Annotated in this window: 12 protein-coding genes; 6 read left to right on the forward strand and 6 right to left on the reverse strand. The window is 59.3% G+C overall.

The window, feature by feature from the left end:
- Nucleotides 1-53: 53 nt before the first annotated feature.
- From ACZ9BE_RS26160 to ACZ9BE_RS26170, 3 genes are all read left to right on the forward strand, one after another.
- Nucleotides 54-2,045, forward strand: a complete 1,992-nt coding sequence (locus ACZ9BE_RS26160) for a leucine-rich repeat domain-containing protein (RefSeq protein ID WP_476250096.1) — start codon at nucleotides 54-56, stop codon at nucleotides 2,043-2,045.
- A gap of 119 nt (nucleotides 2,046-2,164) precedes the next feature.
- Nucleotides 2,165-4,630, forward strand: a complete 2,466-nt coding sequence (locus ACZ9BE_RS26165; protein WP_252887174.1) for a leucine-rich repeat domain-containing protein — start codon at nucleotides 2,165-2,167, stop codon at nucleotides 4,628-4,630.
- Nucleotides 4,631-4,877: 247 nt separating this feature from the next.
- Nucleotides 4,878-7,349 (forward strand): leucine-rich repeat domain-containing protein, encoded by a 2,472-nt coding sequence (locus tag ACZ9BE_RS26170; RefSeq protein ID WP_476250097.1) that lies wholly within the window; start codon nucleotides 4,878-4,880, stop codon nucleotides 7,347-7,349.
- A 608-nt stretch (nucleotides 7,350-7,957) separates the two neighbouring features.
- On the opposite strand, the gene ntrC is transcribed toward ACZ9BE_RS26170, so the two are convergent.
- The 5 genes from ntrC to glnA form a co-directional block, all read right to left on the reverse strand.
- Nucleotides 7,958-9,394: a nitrogen regulation protein NR(I) gene (gene ntrC, locus ACZ9BE_RS26175; RefSeq protein WP_016772108.1), complete on the reverse strand. Its 1,437-nt coding sequence runs from the start codon at nucleotides 9,392-9,394 to the stop codon at nucleotides 7,958-7,960.
- Nucleotides 9,391-10,476, reverse strand: coding sequence for a nitrogen regulation protein NR(II) (glnL, locus tag ACZ9BE_RS26180; RefSeq protein WP_024011230.1), 1,086 nt, complete (start codon nucleotides 10,474-10,476; stop codon nucleotides 9,391-9,393). The genes ntrC and glnL overlap by 4 nt, the downstream gene beginning before the upstream one ends.
- Before the next feature lie 230 nt (nucleotides 10,477-10,706).
- Complete coding sequence (locus tag ACZ9BE_RS26185) at nucleotides 10,707-11,330, reverse strand: DUF4124 domain-containing protein (protein WP_150741746.1); 624 nt, start codon at nucleotides 11,328-11,330, stop codon at nucleotides 10,707-10,709.
- Nucleotides 11,327-11,839, reverse strand: coding sequence for a DUF4124 domain-containing protein (locus tag ACZ9BE_RS26190; protein ID WP_476250098.1), 513 nt, complete (start codon nucleotides 11,837-11,839; stop codon nucleotides 11,327-11,329). The genes ACZ9BE_RS26185 and ACZ9BE_RS26190 overlap by 4 nt, the downstream gene beginning before the upstream one ends.
- Nucleotides 11,840-12,164: 325 nt before the next feature.
- A complete protein-coding gene (gene glnA, locus ACZ9BE_RS26195; RefSeq protein ID WP_016772104.1) occupies nucleotides 12,165-13,571 on the reverse strand; it encodes a type I glutamate--ammonia ligase in 1,407 nt (468 codons plus the stop codon).
- 327 nt (nucleotides 13,572-13,898) lie between these two features.
- On the opposite strand from glnA, the gene thiI reads away from it, so the two are divergent.
- A complete protein-coding gene (thiI, locus tag ACZ9BE_RS26200) occupies nucleotides 13,899-15,353 on the forward strand; it encodes a tRNA uracil 4-sulfurtransferase ThiI (RefSeq protein ID WP_024011233.1) in 1,455 nt (484 codons plus the stop codon).
- A 139-nt stretch (nucleotides 15,354-15,492) separates the two neighbouring features.
- Nucleotides 15,493-17,313: a translational GTPase TypA gene (gene typA / locus ACZ9BE_RS26205; protein ID WP_016772102.1), complete on the forward strand. Its 1,821-nt coding sequence runs from the start codon at nucleotides 15,493-15,495 to the stop codon at nucleotides 17,311-17,313.
- Nucleotides 17,314-17,530: 217 nt separating this feature from the next.
- Here the strand turns inward: typA and ACZ9BE_RS26210 are convergent, their stop codons facing one another.
- Nucleotides 17,531-17,968 carry a YkgJ family cysteine cluster protein gene (locus tag ACZ9BE_RS26210; RefSeq protein ID WP_016772101.1) on the reverse strand — a complete coding sequence of 146 codons (438 nt, stop codon included), beginning with the start codon at nucleotides 17,966-17,968 and terminating at the stop codon, nucleotides 17,531-17,533.
- A gap of 259 nt (nucleotides 17,969-18,227) precedes the next feature.
- Between ACZ9BE_RS26210 and ACZ9BE_RS26215 the strand changes: the two genes are divergently transcribed.
- Nucleotides 18,228-20,678 carry a glycogen/starch/alpha-glucan phosphorylase gene (locus ACZ9BE_RS26215; RefSeq protein ID WP_041477535.1) on the forward strand — a complete coding sequence of 817 codons (2,451 nt, stop codon included), beginning with the start codon at nucleotides 18,228-18,230 and terminating at the stop codon, nucleotides 20,676-20,678.
- The last annotated feature ends 52 nt before the right edge of the window (nucleotides 20,679-20,730 follow it).

Raw genomic sequence — 20,730 nt, forward strand, 5'->3', positions numbered from 1 at the left:
ACCCGTCGTCCCCTTGCTTGACTGCATGGGGCGTCTTTTTCAAGGATGAAAACATGCCAGTAAAACCCCCTCGCGGTGGCGGTACCCACGTGGACGTTCCGGGCAGCCCGCATCGGGCTGCGGACGCCGACATTTCGCTCCACGGCCACCCGGGTCGCACAGGCGTCGATGTGAATTTTGCTCAGCACCATTTGCTGCCGCGCGCCGAATCATCCAGTGATGCGACCCTGGGTGCCATACCTCCTGCCGCGGCCGTTGTGGTGCGCGCACTCGCAGAAGGTATTCGCCCTCCCACCACCCAGCCTTCGCTGGACAATTACGTCACCAACGCCCGAGCGATACTTCCACAGGTCAACAGTGAGGGTTTGCGGGTGATCAGTCGGCGAACCTACGCAGACCTGGTCAACGGCGACCTGGTGCCTGTCGCAGTGGATCCTGCGACGGGTCTGTATCGAGCCCGGCGGCCAAGCGAGTTGCTCCCATCCGGCCCGGTGATGCTGCGCGATGTGGACAGCGGACTTTGGTATGCGCGTGAAGTCGCGGAGCCCACCACCCGGGAGCAGATCCGCAAGTACCTGCCCGACACGACCGACGAGGACGCGGACGCCTTCATCGCCCGGTTCGATGACAAGGACGGGGCAGAGCTTGAGCTCAAGCATATCCAGCTTGGGCTGGCGCAATTGGACTCGACGCGTTTTGACCTGCCGATCAGTCGAGGTCGCATTTCATCGGACAAGGAGTTACATGAGGCGCGGAATATATGGGCGACGTTTCGCCAGCTGTATAGATGGCAAGGCCAGCCCGAACAGCGCGTCTACCGTGACGGGCGGCATGTGGGCTTCAAGCTGGAAATCGATCTGACGATATGGCCAGTTCAAAAACCGCTTTCCTTGAAATTCAGCTCAGTGGTTTCTCTGACTTTAAGAGGCCGTGGCCGGCTGGACCCGGACGTGTTTTGCGCACAGTTTCCCAATCTTGAAAGTCTGACCATTACCAGTCAGGCAATCGAAGTGGAAGGGCGGTTTCAAGGCTGGAACGTGATCGAACGGGCTTATTCGAAATTCAGGCTGGATTCGCGCTTTGCCGAGCAATTGAAAAGATTCCCGCGTTTGCAAAGGCTGCACCTGCAGGACTGTGAACTAACGTCTGACTTTTCCGTACGAGGCCTTGCCAGGCTAAACGAGCTATGGCTTTGCAACACCTTCGAGGTCCCGGTGAACAGCCTGGACATGCAGATGCGGCGTCAGGAGCAAGTCACCTTTTTGCAAGTGGCAGCTGATATCAGAGGGATGACTGAACTGCGGGTGCTGGATCTGAGCCGCACCGGAATACACCTGCTGCCTTCCGGACTTGAGGCCATCGACGTGGCGTCGAAGCTGGAAGTGTTGAGACTGGGGGGCAATCCGCTTTCGATCAGCCCCTCACTCGAACACATGACCGCACTGCAGGAGCTGGATCTTTCCAATACACGATTGCAAAGATTTCCCGAGGGCATTACCGACAGGATTCCCGCAAGAGAACTGAATCTTGCGGACAATCACATCAGGTCGATCCCCGAATCCGTGGAGCTCAGAGCGGGCTTCAATCTCATCGGCAATCCGATAATGGACCCGGCCTCTTTACGGCGGTTGATACGAGCACGTGTAGAGACAGGCACCGATATCTGGCTTGGGCAGGAAAGCAGCGATGTAACTGCCGATCTCTGGCTACGCAATGTGCCACAGGAACAGATAGCGGAAAAACAAGCGCTGTGGGACAGGCATAACGCCGCAATGCCACTGGCAGTGACCGGCATTCTTCGTCGACTGAGTCGAACGCCCGAGTTTCACGTGGAGCGCCCGCTTCTGCAGCGGCGCGTGTGGTGGTTTCTGGAAATGTATGACAGCGCCGAAGTCAACGAGCGGGCCAGGCTCGACGCCATTCTTTATACGGAAACGAGTCCCGGGAGAATGCTGGACAGGCTGGAGAATGAAATCCGCAACTATGACGGAGGGCGACAGAGTCAGCCGCTGCACCCTTTGCCCAAGCGTCCCAGGTTCGAGTAACTCGCAGGAGTACGCAGTGCCGATGCAAAAGCGGCAAGCCTCGGCCCGTCTGTAACAGCAATGCCACCCCCCCATCGTCTCTGGGATAAATGCCAGGGACGACTTTCAAGGATGAAAACATGCCAGTAAAACCACCCCGCAGTGGCAGCACCCGCGTGGACACGGATGTTCACCCGGCCATGACCCGACGTCTGGACAAGGATTTCGCACTGGTGCGCACTCCCGATCTCAATGGCACCGCCCCCTGGGTTCGCGGCGATGATCTGAAGCTGCGGGGCAGCTTGCCGGGCGATGTTGTCGGCGCGGACAGGACCTTGCCGACGCCGATGGTCGAGGTTCGCTCTGCGCCGCACACCAATCCAAGTCCTCCCGTCATCGCCAGGTCGCTGGACAGTTACGCAATGCGATCACCGGCCGGACTGCCGGCAGCTGACGGTGACGGCTTCAGGCTGTACAAAAAACGTCAGTATGTGGATGTGTCTGGCGGCGGCATCGTTCTGGTAGGGGTGGATCCGGACAGCGGATTTTATCGCGCTCGACTCCCCAGCGAGTTGCTGCCCACCGGTCCATGGATGTTGCGGGATAGCCGCAGCGGCCTCTGGCATCCGCACAACGACTTCAACGCACGCACCGATCCTCTGACCGTTGCGGGTTTGCAGGGATTTCGCAGCGGGCTGGATCTCAGCGGCGTCGCCCCCGGCAGCGACGGCGTGGTACGTCACGCTGGCAAGCTCTACGTGGTCATTGATCAACAGGCGTATCAGGTTTTGCAGGATCTTGCTGCGTCTCGCCCGGAATACAAGGTCTGGCGTCTGGTTGATCCCAGTCATCCCGGCGCCACCGACAGCGCAAACATTTATCGCGCCAGCCTCGGCGGTGAGACGCTGGCCATTACCCGGAACGAGCGCAATACCTGGGTTTCCATCCTTCCTGGTTTACGCGGGGGCATGCAGCGCAATGAGGCTGCAGGTGCCAATCCGTTCAACTTTCATCGCCCCTGGCTCACTGACTCCGGCCCTTCACGGGGGCAAGCGGTGGTCGCAGACGCGACCACGCGGGCGCAGGTAAAACGCTATTTCGCCGACTCCACCGATCAGCATGCCGATGATTTCATTGCCCGATTTACTGAGGCAGGTGCGGCTGAGGTGGAGCTCAAACGGCTACAGCTTGAGTTTCCTCAACTCAACCGTGAGGTCACTGCGTGGGAGACTGCCTACAGGGGTGACAGCAGTGCCGAGCGCATTCGGCGACTGGCAATAGGTGCCAGCGTGCGTCGATTGTTCAAGTGGCAGGGCGACAGTTCGGAAAAAGTCTACCGGGATGGCCGGCTGATCGGCTTCAGGTTGAAACTGGATTTGGGCGCGCGGGGGAATTTCGCCCTTCCGGTTTTTTCGACTCGACTCGGATCTGTTGTGTCTCTTGGCCTGGAGGGACGCACCTCTAGGAATCTGGGAGATCTGTTGTCGATGTTCCCGCGCATGGACACCTTGCAAACACGCAGAATCGACGGCCAGAAATTGCTTGCCCAACTCGACAAGCTCCCACAGTTGAGAGTCCTGGAAATTCGTGAAAGCAGTCTGTTGCTGTCGTCGACAGGCCTCGACCACTTCGCCACATTGACCGGGCTGGAAGAGTTGAGCCTGATCAACTGTGGTATCTGGCCCGATCTTTCAGTGCGAGGGATGACCGGGTTACGGGTATTGCGCGCACGTTCCTGTGGCTTGCTCCGTCTGCCTTTCGGATTGGATGAGGTGGCCGTGGCGTCACGGTTGCAGGTGCTTGATCTGTACCACAATCCCGAACTGCGACATCCGCCTGATGTGACCCAGATGTCCGAATTGCGAGTATTGGATCTGTCCCATACCCGCATATCCGCGCCGCCACCCGGGCTTGGCATGCAGAACGGTCCTTCGCGACTCCAGGTCTTGAATTTATCCAGCACCCCACTCGCTGTGGCGCCGTCGCTCAGCGCAATGTCGGCATTGCTGGAGGTTGACCTGAGCCATACCGCGATAAAAACTTTCCCGGACGGCGTGAACTCCGAGGTTCCCCGAGCACGTCTGGATCTGAGTTATACCCGGATCGAATCAATCCCCGAAGCTGTTGAACTCAGGGAAGGTTTCAACCTTACCGGCACGTTGATTTCCGATCCTGTCTACTTTCGGCGGTTGATTGCTGCACGTCGGCAAACAGGTACGGACATCTGGTTGGGACGAGCTTCGAGCCATCTGGTCATAGACCACTGGATGCACAATGTTCCACAGGCGCAACGCGCCGCCCGGATTTCCCTCTGGGACTCGTTAATCGATCCGACGAATGTTGCCATGATGGGCAAAATCAGAGAGCTGGTCCGCACGCCTGAGTTTCAGGTTGAGCGGCCGCTTCTGCAGCGTCGGGTCTGGGCGTTTCTGGAACATTTCCAAAAGGCGAGTCTTGGTGAGCAAGACGCTTTGCGGGACATCGCGATAACGGAGTCCAGTCCCGGAAAAATGCTGGAAAGGCTCGAAGAGGAAATGACGAAGTTCGACTCAACCTGGCAGCACCAGCCCCCGCATCATTTGCCCAAGCGGCCGCGGCTTGCATAGGGGGGTGCAAACCGCAGGCGGCACGATGCCGGCATCATCACCCCTGCACAAAAGCGCAGGCTGATGACGTTCGGCCTGCCCTGCCATTCCCACATTTGCTAGCGTCATTTCCCACCGGAGCCGTCTGTTTTTCCGCTGCGCGTCAACGTTAACGCAGGCTATCGTTGGTCTTCCCAGCTAACCGGCAGGATGCCGACCCCCCCGCCTGAGCATGAATGGCGGGGCGACTTTTCAAGGATGAAAAAACATGTCAGTAAAACCACCTCGCGGGGGCAGCACCCACGTTGATACGGATGTCCACACGTTCCCGAAGCGAAGCTCGGACAAGGATTTCACAGCGGCGGATATGCCCGTCCGCGATGGCACGGTCCCCTGGGCTGGTCTCGATGATCTGATGTCGCTTAGCACCAAACCTGGCGACGACGCAGGCCCGAATACGATCCTGCCGGCGCCGGTGGTCGAGGTTCGCCCGGCACCGGAGGTTGCTGCCATCTCTCCTGTGATACACCGGTCGCTGGAGACTTACCGGATAACATCAACCACCGAATTGCCTGACGCTGATGGCGAAGGCTTCAGGTTGTACAAAAATCGCCGTTATGTTGACGTCCCTGGCAGTGGCCTCGTTCTCGTCGCAGTTGATCCGGATACGGGATGGTATCGCGCTCGACATCCCGGCGAGTTGTACCCTTGCGGCCCATGGATGTTGCGCGATAGCGAAAGCGGCATCTGGCATCCGCACAGCGACTTCAGCACCCGCACCAACCCCCTGACCGCCCAAAGCCTGGATGGCTTTCATGCCGGGCTGGATGTCAGTGGCGCACAATCGGGCAGCGACGGCGTGATACGTCACGATGGCAAACTCTATGTGGTCATCCATGAGCAGGCGTATCAGGTGATGCAGGATCTGGATGCCTCCCGCCCGGAATACAGGGTTTGGCGCCTGGTCAAACCCAACGATCCCGTCGCTGCCGACAGCGTGAACATTTACCGCGCCAGCCTGGGCGGTGAAACCCTGGCGATCACCCGCAGCGAGCAGAACACCTGGGTTTGCATCCTCACAGGTTTGCGCGGCGGGATGGACGGAGCTGCTCAAGTACCTGCCAACCCGTTCAACTTTCACCGCCCCTGGCTCACCGGCGCAGGTCCCTCTGGGGGACAGCCGCCGGTTCTGGTTGCGACTACACGGGCACTGGTCAGACGCTATTTTGCTGATGCGACGGATCAACATGCCGATGATTTCATCGCAAGGTATGGGGAAGCGGGTGTGGCAGAAGTCGAACTCAAGCGGCTTGAGCTGGAGTTTCCTCGATTGAACCGTGAGATCACTGCCTGGGAGACGGGTTACAAAGGCCAGGACATTGCCGAACGCAGGCGCCGGCTGGCAATAGGGGCCAACGTGCGTCGGTTGTTCAAATGGCAGGGAGAGCATTCGGAAAAAGTCTACCGCGACGGGCGGCTGGTCGGTTTCAAGCTGGAGCTCGACCTGGGAAGTCGGCGCAATCTGGCGCTACCGGGTTGTTCCGTTCCGCTCAGATCCGTCGTATCTCTAGGCCTGGAAGGAAGTCCTTCGAAAAGTCTGGGAAAATTGTTCTCGATGCTTTCCCACATTGAAACCCTCGAAATCCGCAGATTCAATGGCAAGTGTCATGAACTGTTGGCCGAAATCGATAAACTCCCGACGTTGAAAGTCCTGACGATGCAGGAAGCCAGACTATGGCTCCCGTCGGACGGCCTTGAGCATTTCACGCGATTGACCCGTTTGCGGGAGTTGAGCCTGACGCACTGCAGTATCTGGCCGCTTTTTTCAGTGCGTGGCATGAGCGAGTTGCGGGTCTTGCGCGCACGTTCCTGTGGTTTGAGTCGTCCCCCTGTCGGGCTGGATCAATGGCCCGTGGCGTCACGGTTGGAGGTGCTTGACCTGTACCATAATCCCGATTTGACAGAAGCACCTGATGTGACTCGCATGTCCGGATTGCGAGAGTTGAATCTGGCCAATACGTTCATAACCTCGCCGCCGCCCGGGCTTGGTTTGCAGAACGGTCCGTCGCGGCTGGAGATATTGAATTTGTCGGAAAGTCGGCTGGCTGTGGCGCCCTCACTGCGGGGAATGACGGCGTTGCGGGAAGTCGATCTCCACCGAACTCGTATAAGAGAATTCCCGGACGGCGTGACATCCGATATTCCCAGGACACGTTTGAATCTGGCCTATACCGCGATCAGAGCCATTCCCGAAACCATTGAGCTGAGAAAAGGGTTTGACCTGACTGGCAGTCCGATTGCCGACCCCGCTTCTCTTCGACGATTGATAGCTGCACGTCGGCAGACGGGTACCGATCTGTGGCTTGGGAGAATCGAGGCTGATTTGGCGGACAGTCCATGGCTGCACCATGTCCCCCAAACGCAACGCGCTGAAAAGTCTGCCCTGTGGGATTCATTTGTCCTTCAAGCGAACCCCGCAATGATCAAACAACTCAGAAATCTGGTGCGTACGCCGGAATTTCAGGTTGAGCGTCTGCTTTTGCAGCGCCGGCTCTGGTCGTTTATTGAAAGCTTCCAAAAGGCCAGCGTAGGTGAGCAAGAAAGTTTGCTGAACATTGCGTCTACTGAACCCAGCCCGGGGAAAATGCTGGACAGGCTGGAGGAGGAAGTAAGGAGGTTTGACCCGACATGGCAAAACCAGCCCCCACATCATGTGCCCGAGCGCCCCAGGTTCGAATAGGGGTGGGACGCATTGCGGTGTAAAAGCGGGAATCCCTGACCTGCCTGTATCAGGGTTCCCAAAAGCATGGGCTTCGCTTGCAGCGTCAGCCCGGTGTAAAGAGGGAACCCCCGGCCTGCCTGTACCAAGGATCCCAAAAGGGTAGGCTCGCTGCTTTGCGCTGTGAGCCCGGTGTAAAGAGGGGAATCCCCGGCCTGCCTGTACCAAGGTCCCCGAAACGGGTGGTGAATCGAATCACCTGAGATAGATATTGCAGGCGGCGTGCCAGGTTTTGATTTGCTGTAACAAAAAATGCTTCGAAAACGCGAAAGCCCCGGAATACGGGGCTTTCGCTTATTTCAAGTCTGCGTTTTTCGGCACTTTCAGATGCGGAGGTGGCGATACGGCTCTGCGCGATCACGGTTCATTGTGCATTGATGCGGTGCACGGTGCCCTCACCCTGACCCTCTCCCAAGGGAGAGGGGACTGACCGAGTTGCCCGGTCAGTTACGCCGACCTGAGATACCGAGCCGAACCCAGGCCTCGAAACCACCCGAGATTGCTCCCTTCCCCCGGGAGAGGGCTGGGGTGAGGGGGATCGATCCTGAGTACACGGCAACCCTTAAGCGTTAACCCTCTTCCCCCTCATCATCATCCCCACCATCAACCTTCATCCCCAGTTCCTTGATCTTGCGCGTCAGGGTGTTCCGCCCCCAACCCAACAGCACCGCCGCATCACGCCGACGTCCTGCGGTGTGCTTCAGTGCCGTCTCGATCATGATCCGCTCGAACGCCGGCACTGCGCTGTCGAGCAGGCTCGACTGGCCACGGGCCAAGGCCTGATCTGCCCATTGGCGCAGGGCCTGTTCCCAGTTGGTCACTGGCGCCGAATCCTGCGGCAGGTTGAGCAGTTCCGGCGGCAGGTCACTGATGTGCACTTCGCGACCGGAGGCCATGACGGTGATCCAGCGACAGGTGTTCTCCAACTGGCGCACGTTACCTGGCCAAGGCAGGTTTTTCAGGTATTCCTCGGTCTCGCTTTTCAGCAGCTTGGGCTCCACCGCCAGTTCCTGCGCGGCGCGGCTGAGGAAGTGCCGGGCCAGGGTTGGAATGTCTTCACGACGATCCGACAGGCGCGGGATGTGGATGCGGATCACGTTGAGGCGGTGGAACAAGTCCTCGCGGAACTTGCCGGCGTGGACGAGGGTTTCCAGATTCTGGTGTGTCGCAGCGATGATGCGCACATCGACCTTGACCGGCACATGGCCGCCGACGCGATAGAACTCGCCATCGGCCAGCACGCGCAACAGACGCGTCTGGGTGTCCGCCGGCATGTCGCCGATTTCATCGAGAAACAGCGTGCCGCCGTCCGCCTGTTCAAAGCGACCGCGACGCAAATTCGCCGCGCCGGTGAACGCGCCTTTTTCGTGGCCGAACAGCTCGGATTCCATCAGATCCTTGGGGATCGCCGCCATGTTCAGGGCAATGAACGGCGAGGCCGCGCGTGGGCTGTGGCGGTGCAGGGCGTGGGCCACCAGTTCTTTACCGGTACCGGATTCGCCGTTGATCAGCACGGTGATGTTGGAGTGGCTCAGGCGCCCGATGGCGCGAAACACTTCCTGCATCGCCGGCGCTTCGCCGATGATTTCCGGGGTGCGGGTCAGCGCCGGCACAACCTCCAGGCCTTGCTGTTCCTGCGCATGCTGGTTGGCGCGTTTGACCAGCGATACCGCTTCATCGACGTCGAACGGCTTGGGCAGGTACTCGAAAGCGCCGCCCTGATAGGAGGCGACAGCGCTGTCCAGATCGGAGTGAGCGGTCATGATGATGACCGGCAGCCGTGGGTGCTGTTCGCGAATCCGCGCCAGCAGATCCAGGCCACTGGCGCCTGGCATGCGGATATCGGAAATGATCACGTCCGGCTGCTGCCGGGCCAGACGACTCATCACGCCATCGGCGCTGTCGAAGCTCTGGGTGGTCATGCCTTCCTGCTGCAAGGCTTTTTCCAGGACCCAACGGATAGAACGGTCGTCATCGACGATCCACACGGTTTCACTACGGCTCATGTCGATGTGGCTCCTTGTTCCAGTGGCAGGAAGATCGAGAAGGTGGTGTGGCCTGGATGGCTCTCACACTCGATCAGGCCCTGGTGCTGACTGATGATGTTCTGGGTAATGGCCAGGCCCAGCCCGGTACCATCCGGGCGGCCGCTGACCATGGGAAAGAAAATGGTTTCCTGCAGTTCCGCCGGAATGCCGGGACCGTTGTCGATGATCTCGATCTTGGTCACCAGACGATGGCGGATGTGGCCGATGGTGAACTGGCGCATGGCGCGGGTGCGCAGGCTGATGCGGCCCAGGCGCAGCTCGTTCTGGCTGCTGATCGCCTGCATCGCATTGCGCACGATGTTCAGCACCGCCTGAATCATTTGCTCGCGGTCGATCAGGACGTCGGGAATGCTCGGGTCGTAATCGCGCACCAGGGTGATGCAGCCCTGGCTTTCGGCTTCGACCAGATGGCAGACGCGTTCGAGCACTTCGTGGACGTTGCACATGGCCAGCGATGGCAGTTTGTTCGAGCCGAGCATGCGATCGACCAGATTGCGCAGGCGGTCGGCCTCTTCGATGATCACATTGGTGTAATCGCGCAGGCTCTCTTCCGGAAGCTCGCGCGCGAGCAATTGCGCCGCACCACGGATGCCGCCGAGGGGGTTCTTGATCTCGTGGGCTAAACCGCGCACCAGCATCTTGCTGGTTTCCTGCTTGGACAGCTGCGCCTCTTCCTTGGTGATCCGCAGCAGGCGATCACGCGGGTGCACTTCAAGCAAAAGCAAAGTCTCGCCGTTACTGAGAATCGGCGTCACCGCGTAATCCACGGTCAGCGTCTGGCCGGTGAGGGCGGTGAGCATCGCTTCACGCTTGGTGAACGGGTGCGCCTGCTCCACGGCCTGACGCAGGGAATTGAGCGCCTCGGGGGATTCGGTGAACAGCTCGCTGATGAACTGGCCGTGGCTGCGCTGACCGCTGACGGCCAACAGCATCTCCGCCGCCGGGTTCATGTACTCCAGGCGCAGTTCGGCGTCGAGCAGGATGGTCGCCGTGGTAAGGTTGTCGAGCAGCAAACGGTGAATAGCGTCGCTTATGGTCATCTGGACCCCTTTTGGAGCAAGGCGTGCGCGAGAACAAAGCGCTGATGTCGGGAAAATGCAAAAACCAAACCAAGGCTCCGAAAAGAAGCGTTTAACCCCTGAAACAGGCGTTCGACGCGCGTTTGTATGGCACGAAGCCAGCTCAAACGGGAAGTTTCGAACCAAAATGGGTTGGGTTGTGGGCGAGATGCAGTTTAGTGCACCAATAGAGTGCGCGCGGCTGGCGGAGGTTAAAAGAAGCGCAGGAATGGATTTTTCGGCTCTTCAGGTTTGTCCTTGAGCGGGCACTCCGGGCGCACGCCATAGTCGTCGGCAACGCAGGGTTTGACCTGACGTTTCTGCGCCAGGGAAATGCGCAGCATGTGGAACGGCTGATTGGCGGTGCGTTCCACGGTACGCCCGGCGGCGTCGAGGATTTCGATCGAAAGGCTGTGGCTGCCGCGATCGATATTGCTCAGCGCAAATACCGGGCTGACGCCGGGCTCGCCAGTGGCCTTGCCATCCAGCAGCAGGCGATAACGATGGCCGCTTTGCAGGCCGGGCTCGCTGGTGACGCTGACGATCAGCTCGCCGGCGCTGCTGCGCAGAGTGGCGTCGGGCTCCGGGATCAGAATGCGCAGCATGTCGTAGTGAAAGGGCGGTGGTTCGGCGGATTTTTTCGCTGTGGTGATCGGCGCTGCGGTGTTGGCAGGGACAGCCATGCGATTGCTCGTCGCGATCGGCACTCGCTTGGCGTTGGCGCGTGGCTGGTCGGTATAGACGCGGTTGCCCTGCGCGTCGACATAGGTAAAGACCTCCGCCAAGGTGTACGTCGACATCAGCGCCAGAATGAGTGCCAGCCCCGCGCGGATCATGGTCTATGCACCCGTTGCACGGTGAAGACGGCTGGCGGGCTCTGCTGAATGACGGTCTGGCCGTCGATCACCTGCACGGCCAGGCGATGCTCGCCGCGATCAATGTTCACCAACTGCAAAACCGGTACGTTGCTCGGCTGGCCATAGGGCTCGTCGTCCAGCACCAGTCTCAGTTGATGCGGCGATTGCAGGCGCGGTTTGATCAGGACATTGACCGTAAAGGTGCCGTTGTTGGCGCGCAGGGCCTCGTCAGTGGGCAGGCCGGCGAGCTCGAGGATTTCATAGGCGTTGCGCGCTGGTTGCGGTGCTTCGGGGCGGGGTGATTGCGGCGCGCTCGGTGCTTGCGGCTCGACCCGATTGAGCGGTGGCAGCTCGACCGGTTGCGCCTGCACGCCGTCCGGCGGCTGATTGCTGTACGCCGTGTTGCCGTTGGCGTCGGTGTACTTGTAGATCTGCGCGGCGGCGGGCAGGGCGATCAGCAGCAGAATGTAGAGAAACGTGCGACCCATGAAATCGACCGGGGTTGGAAGCGATGGGTAGCAGCATAGGACAGGTGGGGCGGTTGGCCAAAACCGTTAATAACTGGAATTGAAAAGACTGGTATCCAAAGGATCGTTCCCATGCTCTGCGTGGGAATGCCTCCTGGGACGCTCCGCGTCCAGTGACGCGGAGCGTCACGGGCTGCATTCCCACGCGGAGCGTGGGAACGATCAATGACCCACCGCTTTCGCGAGCAGGCTCGCTCCCACATGGAAAATGCGTTGCGCCGGGCAATAAAAAAGGCCTCCCGAAGGAGGCCTCTTGTGTCACGCCGCTTTACGCAGCGCTACCGGATCAGCAGCTGTAGTACAGCTCATATTCCAGTGGGTGCACGAAGGTGCGAACCTTGATTTCTTCTTCCGATTTCAGCGCGATGTAAGCGTCGATGAAGTCATCGGAGAACACGCCGCCCTTGGTCAGGAACGCGCGGCCCTTGTCCAGCTCTTCCAGGGCTTCTTTGAGGCTGCCGCAAACCTGTGGAATCTCTTTCGCCTCTTCAGGCGGCAGGTCGTACAGGTTCTTGTCGGCGGCATCGCCTGGGTGGATCTTGTTCTGGATACCGTCCAGACCGGCCATCAGCAGTGCTGCGAAGGCCAGGTACGGGTTGGCAGCCGGATCCGGGAAGCGTGCTTCGATACGGCGGGCTTTCGGGCTCGACACGTAAGGAATACGGATCGAAGCGGAACGGTTGCGAGCCGAGTAGGCCAGCATTACCGGAGCTTCGAAGCCTGGCACCAGACGCTTGTAGGAGTTGGTCGCCGGGTTGGTGAAGCCGTTCAGGGCCTTACCGTGCTTGATGATGCCGCCGATGAAGTACAGAGCGGTATCGGACAGGCCGGCATAGCCTTCACCTGCGAAGGTGTTCTTGCCGTCTTTCCAGATCGACATGTGTACGTGCATGCCCGAACCGTTGTCGCCGTACAGTGGCTTCGGCATGAAGGTCGCGGTGCGGCCGTAAGCGTCGGCAACGTTGTGCACAACGTATTTCAGGGTCTGAACTTCGTCGGCCTTCTTCACCAGGGTGTTGAACTTGACGCCGATTTCGTTCTGGCCGGCAGTCGCCACTTCGTGGTGGTGAACTTCAACCGACTGACCCATTTCTTCCAGTGCGTTGCACATGGCGGTACGGATTTCGTGGTCGTGGTCGAATGGTGGAACCGGGAAGTAGCCACCTTTCACGCCTGGACGGTGACCCTTGTTGCCGCCTTCGATGTCCTGGTCGGACATCCACGAACCTTGCTCGGAGTAGATCTTGAACATCGAGCCGGAGATGTCCGACTTGAATTTCACCGAGTCAAAGATGAAGAACTCAGGCTCCGGACCGGCGAATACGGTGTCACCGATACCGGTGGCTTTCAGGTGCTCTTCGGCGCGCTTGGCGATCGCACGTGGGTCGCGATCGTAGCCCTGCATGCTCGAAGGCTCGATGATGTCGCACACCAGAATCAGGGTTGGGTCTTCGGTGAACGGATCGAGCACGGCCGTTTCGTCGACCGGCATCAGGATCATGTCGGAGGCTTCGATGCCTTTCCAGCCGGAGATGGAGGAACCGTCGAACATCTTGCCGACTTCGAAGAAGTCGTCATCCAGCGCATCGCGAGCCGGCATGGTCACGTGGTGCTGAGTGCCTTTGGTGTCCGTGAAGCGCAGATCAATCCACTTGACGTCATGATCTTTGATGAGTTGAACCGACTTCGACATAGTGTCCTCCGGGTGAATTAGGGCGGGTAGTGGATGCCCTTAATAATGGTGATGCCGGCGCGAATACTCTGCCAAGGCAACCTGCCTCACAAGGGAGCAAATTGCATGCCAGTGCCCCAGCATGGGTTTTTTGCCCCAAATTCACGCTTATTAAGGCGTGCGAGGTACTGAATCGACAAATCCCGCCCCTTAATGTTGCGTTTAAATTCAGAAATGACCTGTTTTGGTGCAAGCAAAACCTTCTGCACATTAACTGGTTAAACCTTGAGCAATTTCCGCTATAATCCGCGCCCCCCTTTTTCGGCTGGCCGTTCGCGCGCTGTTTTCATGAAACTTATCGTAAAAGTCTTCCCCGAGATCACCATCAAAAGCCGACCTGTCCGGACGAAATTCATCCGCCAGTTGGCCAAGAACATCCGCACCGTGCTCCGTGACCTGGACCCGGCCGTGGTGGTGAACGGCGTGTGGGACAATCTCGAGCTGGAAACCCGCGTTACCGACCCCAAAGCCTTGAAAGAGATGGGCGAGCGCCTGACCTGCATGCCGGGTATCGCGCATTTTCTGCAGATAGACGAGTACCCGCTGGGCGACTTCGACGACATCACCGAAAAGTGCAAACAGCACTACGGCGATGCACTGGCCGGGAAGATTTTCTCGGTGCGCTGCAAGCGCGCAGGCAAGCATGCCTTCAGCTCGATGGACGTGGAAAAATACGTCGGCAGCAAGCTGCGTCGCGAGTGCGGTGCGGCCGGAATCGACCTTAAAGCACCGCAAATCGAAGTCCGTATCGAAGTTCGCGACAAACGGTTGTTCGTGATTCACAGCCAGCACAACGGCATCGGCGGCTACCCGCTGGGTGCGTTGGAGCAGACGCTGGTATTGATGTCCGGCGGCTTTGATTCGACCGTGGCGGCTTATCAGATCATGCGTCGCGGCCTGATGGCGCACTTCTGCTTCTTCAATCTCGGCGGGCGTGCCCACGAATTGGGCGTGATGGAAGTCGCGCACTTCATCTGGAAGAAGTACGGCAGCTCGCAACGCGTGCTATTTGTCAGTGTGCCGTTCGAGGAAGTGCTGGGCGAAATTCTCGGCAAAGTCGATAACAGTCATATGGGCGTGGTTTTGAAGCGTATGATGTTGCGCGCCTCGTCCGAGATCGCCGAACGCCTGCACATCGATGCACTGGTGACCGGTGAAGCGATCTCGCAAGTGTCGAGCCAGACGCTGCCGAACCTGTCGGTGATCGACTGCGTGACCGACAAGCTGGTGCTGCGGCCGCTGATCGTCGCGCACAAGCAGGACATCATCGACACCGCCAACGAGATCGGCACCGCCGATTTCGCCCGGCACATGCCGGAATACTGCGGCGTGATTTCGGTCAACCCCAAGACCGCCGCCAAGCGTGGCCGGGTTGAGCACGAAGAGAAAGAATTCGACATGGCGGTACTCGAGCGTGCGCTCGCCAACGCCAAACTGGTGCCGATCGATCGGGTAATCGACGAGTTGGGCCAGGATTTGCAGATTGAAGAAGTCAGCGAAGCGCTGGCCGGTCAGATCGTGATCGACATCCGCCACCCGGATGCCGCCGAGGATGACCCGCTGGAGCTCGCCGGCATAGAGGTACAGACGATGCCGTTCTATGCAGTGAACGCACGTTTCAAGGAACTGGACCCTACTCGCCAGTACCTGCTGTATTGCGACAAAGGCGTGATGAGTCGCCTGCATGCCCACCATTTGCTCAGTGAGGGGCATGCCAATGTGCGCGTTTATCGACCGAGCTAAGTGCCCGGGGCTGTTTGCCTGTGGCCTGCGTCACCGGCCCCCCGACACCGCCGTCAAGCTGTAACGGCCATGCCGGACACTACTGCTAATCGCTGCCATGACTTGTCAGCAAACCGAATCCTCTGATCGAGATACACAAGTGATCGAAAATCTACGCAACATCGCCATCATTGCCCACGTTGACCACGGTAAAACCACCCTGGTAGACAAACTCCTGCGTCAATCCGGCACCCTGGAGCGCAACGAGCTCAACGACGAGCGCGTGATGGACTCCAACGACCAGGAAAAAGAGCGCGGTATTACCATTCTGGCGAAGAACACCGCCATCAACTGGAACGGCTACCACATCAACATCGTGGACACCCCGGGCCACGCCGACTTCGGCGGCGAAGTTGAACGCGTAATGTCGATGGTCGACTCCGTTCTGCTGCTGGTTGACGCTCAAGACGGCCCTATGCCGCAAACCCGTTTCGTGACCAAGAAGGCTTTCGAAGCCGGCCTGCGTCCAATCGTGGTCATCAACAAGGTTGACCGTCCAGGCGCGCGTCCGGACTGGGTTCTGGACCAGATCTTCGACCTGTTCGACAACCTCGGTGCTACCGAAGAACAGCTGGACTTCCAGGTTGTTTACGCTTCGGCCCTGAACGGTATTGCCGGTCTGGACCACACCGCCATGGCGGAAGACATGACTCCGCTGTACCAGGCAGTAGTCGACCACGTTCCGCCTCCGGCCGTTGACCGTGACGGTCCGTTCCAGATGCAGATCTCCGCTCTGGACTACAACAGCTTCCTGGGTGTTATCGGTGTTGGCCGTATCGCTCGTGGTCGCGTCAAGCCGAACACCCCGGTTGTCGCTATCAGCGCCGACGGCAAGCGTCGCAACGGTCGTATCCTGAAGCTGATGGGTCACCACGGTCTGCACCGCATTGACGTTGACGAAGCAGCAGCCGGCGACATCGTCTGCATCAGCGGCTTCGACGAGCTGTTCATCTCGGACACTCTGTGCGATATCAACACCGTCGAGGCGATGAAGCCGCTGACCGTTGACGAGCCAACCGTTTCCATGACCTTCCAGGTAAACGACTCGCCATTCTGCGGTAAAGAAGGCAAGTTCGTGACCTCCCGTAACATCAAGGATCGTCTGGACAAAGAGCTGCTTTACAACGTTGCACTGCGCGTTGAAGAAGGCGACTCGGCTGACAAGTTCAAGGTTTCCGGCCGTGGTGAGCTGCACCTCTCGGTACTGATCGAAACCATGCGTCGCGAAGGCTTCGAGCTGGCCCTGGGCCGTCCTGAAGTGATCATCCGTGAAGTCGACGGCGTGAAGCAGGAACCGTTCGAAAACGTCACCATCGACATCCCTGAAGAATCCCAGGGCAAGGTCATGGAAGAGATGGGTCTGCGTAAGGGCGACCTGAGCAACATGGTGCCGGATGGCAAGGGCCGTGTTCGTCTGGAATACAACATCCCTGCTCGCGGTCTGATCGGTTTCCGTAACCAGTTCCTGACCCTGACCAACGGTGCTGGCATCCTGACCTCGATCTTCGACCGTTACGCTCCAGTGAAGTCGGGCCACATGTCCGGCCGTCAGAACGGCGTTCTGGTTTCGGTTGAAACCGGCAAGGCTCTGACCTACTCGTTGGAAACCCTGCAGGCCCGTGGCAAGCTGTTCGTAGAACACGGCCAGGAGATCTACAACGGTCAGATCGTTGGTCAGAACAGCCGCGACAACGACCTGGGTGTGAACCCAACCAAAGGCAAGAAGCTCGACAACATGCGTGCTTCGGGTAAAGACGAAACCATCGCTCTGGTCCCACCTGTTCGCTTCACCCTGGAACAGGCTCTGGAATACATCCAGGAAGATGAGCTGTGCGAAGTTACGCCTAAGTCGATCCGTCTTCGCAAGAAGATCCTCGACGAAAGCGAGCGTACCCGCGCTGCCAAGAAAGCCAAGGCGTAATTCAGCCCTGGAATAAAAAAACGCCCCCGGTCGCGAGACAGGGGGCGTTTTTGTTTGTCTGGCGTTTATGCAGTGTTTGCACTGGCCCTTTCGCGAGCAGGCTCGCTCCCACAGTGGGATTTCGGGTGCACACAAAATCCGTGTTCACTGATCTCTATTGTGGGAGCGAGCCTGCTCGCGAAAGCGGCCGATCAGCCGCCGAAAACTTCCCCAGCGATCAAAATTTGTCGATGGCCCGGAAATTCTGCACCCGCTCGACTTCTTTCGGCTTATAAGCGCAATACCCCGGCCGCGGCCCGATCTTCGGGTGGTTGCGGCAGGTGTCCGGGCGCTTGTCATAAATGGTGCACAGGCGGGTTTTACGATCCAGGTAATAGCAGTCGTTGTTGCTCATGCGCTGCAGGGTGAAGATCCCCGACTTCTGATTGAAGCGCTCGACCAGGCCTTCCTTTTGCAGGCGCTTGGCGATGTTCTTCGGCGGATCGCCCAGTTCGAACTCGTCGACCACGCCGATGCGCACCAGATCCTTGATCTTCACTTCGACCGGCAGCGTGCAGCAGCTGGACATGCACGAGCCGCACATCGGCGCCGAGTATTTGGCCCACGTATCGAGACGATCAATCTCGGCGGCGGCGATCAGGTTGGGCTTCATCATCGGGAGTTACCAGGCGTGTATGCATCAGGGCGCGCGATCATACCGGGAGCGGTGGAATTTTGAACAACCTTTCGCCGGATATTTTCACAGCGGCCGCATTTTGCCCGACGGGACGGCACGGCCCCTGCATTCATTGGCTCATCCGCCAGGGTTATGTCGGACTGGTGCACAGTCCGGGCAAATACTGCCGAACCAGAGCCGTTACCGCCGGTCAGACCGTCTAGGCTCAGAAAATTCCCGCTCGCTCGAGGTCCTGTTGATGACTCAAGAACCACTAGTTCGCGAAGCAGAGGTGGCCGCGTTCCGCGACGCCGTCCTGACCAAACTCACCTACGCCGTGGGCAAAGACCCCGATCACGCCTTCGACCATGACTGGTTCGAAGCCATTGCCCTGGCTGCGCGTGATCACATGGTCGAACACTGGATGGACCACACCCGGCAGATCTACCGCAAAGGCCAGAAGCGGGTTTATTACCTCTCGCTGGAATTTCTCATCGGCCGTTTGCTCTACGACAGCCTGAGCAACCTCGGCCTGCTCGACGTCGCCCGTGAAGCGCTGACCGAACTGGGCGTCGATCTGGAACGCATTCGTCTGCTGGAGCCCGATGCAGCGCTGGGCAATGGCGGCCTCGGTCGGCTCGCGGCGTGTTTCATGGAAAGCATGTCGACCCTCGGCATCGCCGGCCATGGCTATGGCATTCGTTATGAGCATGGCTTGTTCCGTCAGGCGATCGTCGATGGCTGGCAACAGGAGCAGACCGAACACTGGCTGGATTTCGGCAACCCTTGGGAATTCGAACGGCCGGAAGTGGCGTACCCGATCGGCTTCGGCGGCAGCGTCGAAACCGTCACCGATGCCTCCGGCAAGACTCGTCAGGTCTGGTCGCCGGCGGAAACCGTGCGCGCAATTGCTTATGACACGCCCGTGGTCGGCTGGCGCGGAGCGAGCGTCAACACTCTGCGCCTGTGGCGTGCCCGCGCCATGGAAGACCTGCACCTGGAACGCTTCAACGCCGGTGACCACCTGGGCGCCGTGGCGGAAGTGGCTCGCGCCGAAAGTATCTCCCGCGTCCTTTATCCGGCCGACAGCACCGAAGCCGGGCAAGAACTGCGCCTGCGTCAGGAATACTTCTTCGTCGCCGCCTCGCTGCAGGATCTGCTGCGCCGTCACCGCAACATGCACACCTCGGTGCTGACCCTCGGTGATCACGCGGCGATCCAGCTCAACGACACTCACCCGTCAATCGCCGTGGCAGAACTGATGCGCCAACTGGTCGACGTCTACGACGTCGCGTGGGACGCAGCATGGCAAGTCACCGTCGACACGCTGTCGTACACCAACCACACGCTGCTGCCGGAAGCGCTGGAAACCTGGCCGGTCGGGCTGATGGAACGCATGCTGCCACGGCACATGCAGATCATTTACCTGATCAACGCGCAGCACATCGATTCGCTGCGGGCCAAGGGCATTCACGACTTCGACGTGTTGCGCGCGGTGTCGCTGATCGAAGAAGACAACGGCCGCCGGGTGCGCATGGGCAACCTCGCGTTCCTCGGTTCCCACAGCGTAAACGGCGTGTCCGGTCTGCATACGCAGTTGATGCGCAAAACCGTATTCGCCGAACTGCACAAGCTCTACCCGGAGCGGATCAACAACAAAACCAACGGCATCACCTTCCGCCGCTGGCTGTATCAGGCCAACCCGGAACTGACCTCGATGCTGATCGACGCTCTCGGCCCGGATGTGCTCGACCATCCCGAAGAGCGCCTGCTCGAACTTGAACCGTTCGCCGAGAAAACCGCGTTCCGCAAAGCCTTCGCCGAGCAGCGTTTGCACAGCAAGAAGGCGCTGGCCTATCTGATTCACGAGCGCCTCGGGATCGCGGTCAACCCGGCGGCGATGTTCGACGTGCAGGTCAAACGTATCCACGAATACAAGCGTCAGTTGCTCAACCTGATGCACACCGTGGCGTTGTACCAAGCGATTCGTGCCGAGCCGGAAGTCGACTGGGTGCCACGGGTCAAGATCTTCGCCGGTAAAGCGGCGGCGAGTTATCACCAGGCCAAGCTGATCATCAAGCTGACCAATGACATTGCTCGGGTGGTGAACAACGACCCGACCGTGCGTGGTCTGCTGAAAGTGGTGTTCCTGCCCAACTACAACGTCAGCCTGGCCGAAAGCATCATTCCGGCGGCGGATTTGTCCGAGCAGATTTCCACCGCCGGTTTCGAGGCGTCGGGCACCAGTAACATGAAGTTCGGCCTCAACGGCGCGCTGACCATCGGCACCCTCGACGGTGCCAACGTGGAAATGTGCGAGCGCATCGGTGCCGAGCACATGTTCATCTTCGGTCTCAGCGCGCAACAGGTTGAAGCGCGCAAGCAGAACCACGAGTTCAGCGCCGTACCCGACATCGCCGCCTCCCATCGTTTGAACGATGTGCTGCAAGCGATTCGCAGCGGTGTGTTCTCGCCGGACGATACCTCGCGTTATACCGGGCTGATCGACTCGTTGATCGACTATGACCGCTTCCTGGTCTGCGCCGACTTCGATTCCTACTGGGAAGCGCAGAAGCGTGTCGATGCGCACTGGCACGACTCGCAGAACTGGTGGCGTTCGGCGGTGCTCAACACCTCGCGGATGGGCTGGTTCTCTTCCGACCGGACGATTCGCGAGTACGCCACGGATATCTGGAAAGCGCTGGAGTAACTTTCCCCGACAAATCTGCGCAAGGCCCAACGTTTGTTGGGCCGGATCGATA

It is taken from the genome of Pseudomonas sp. TE9122 (assembly GCF_056278925.1).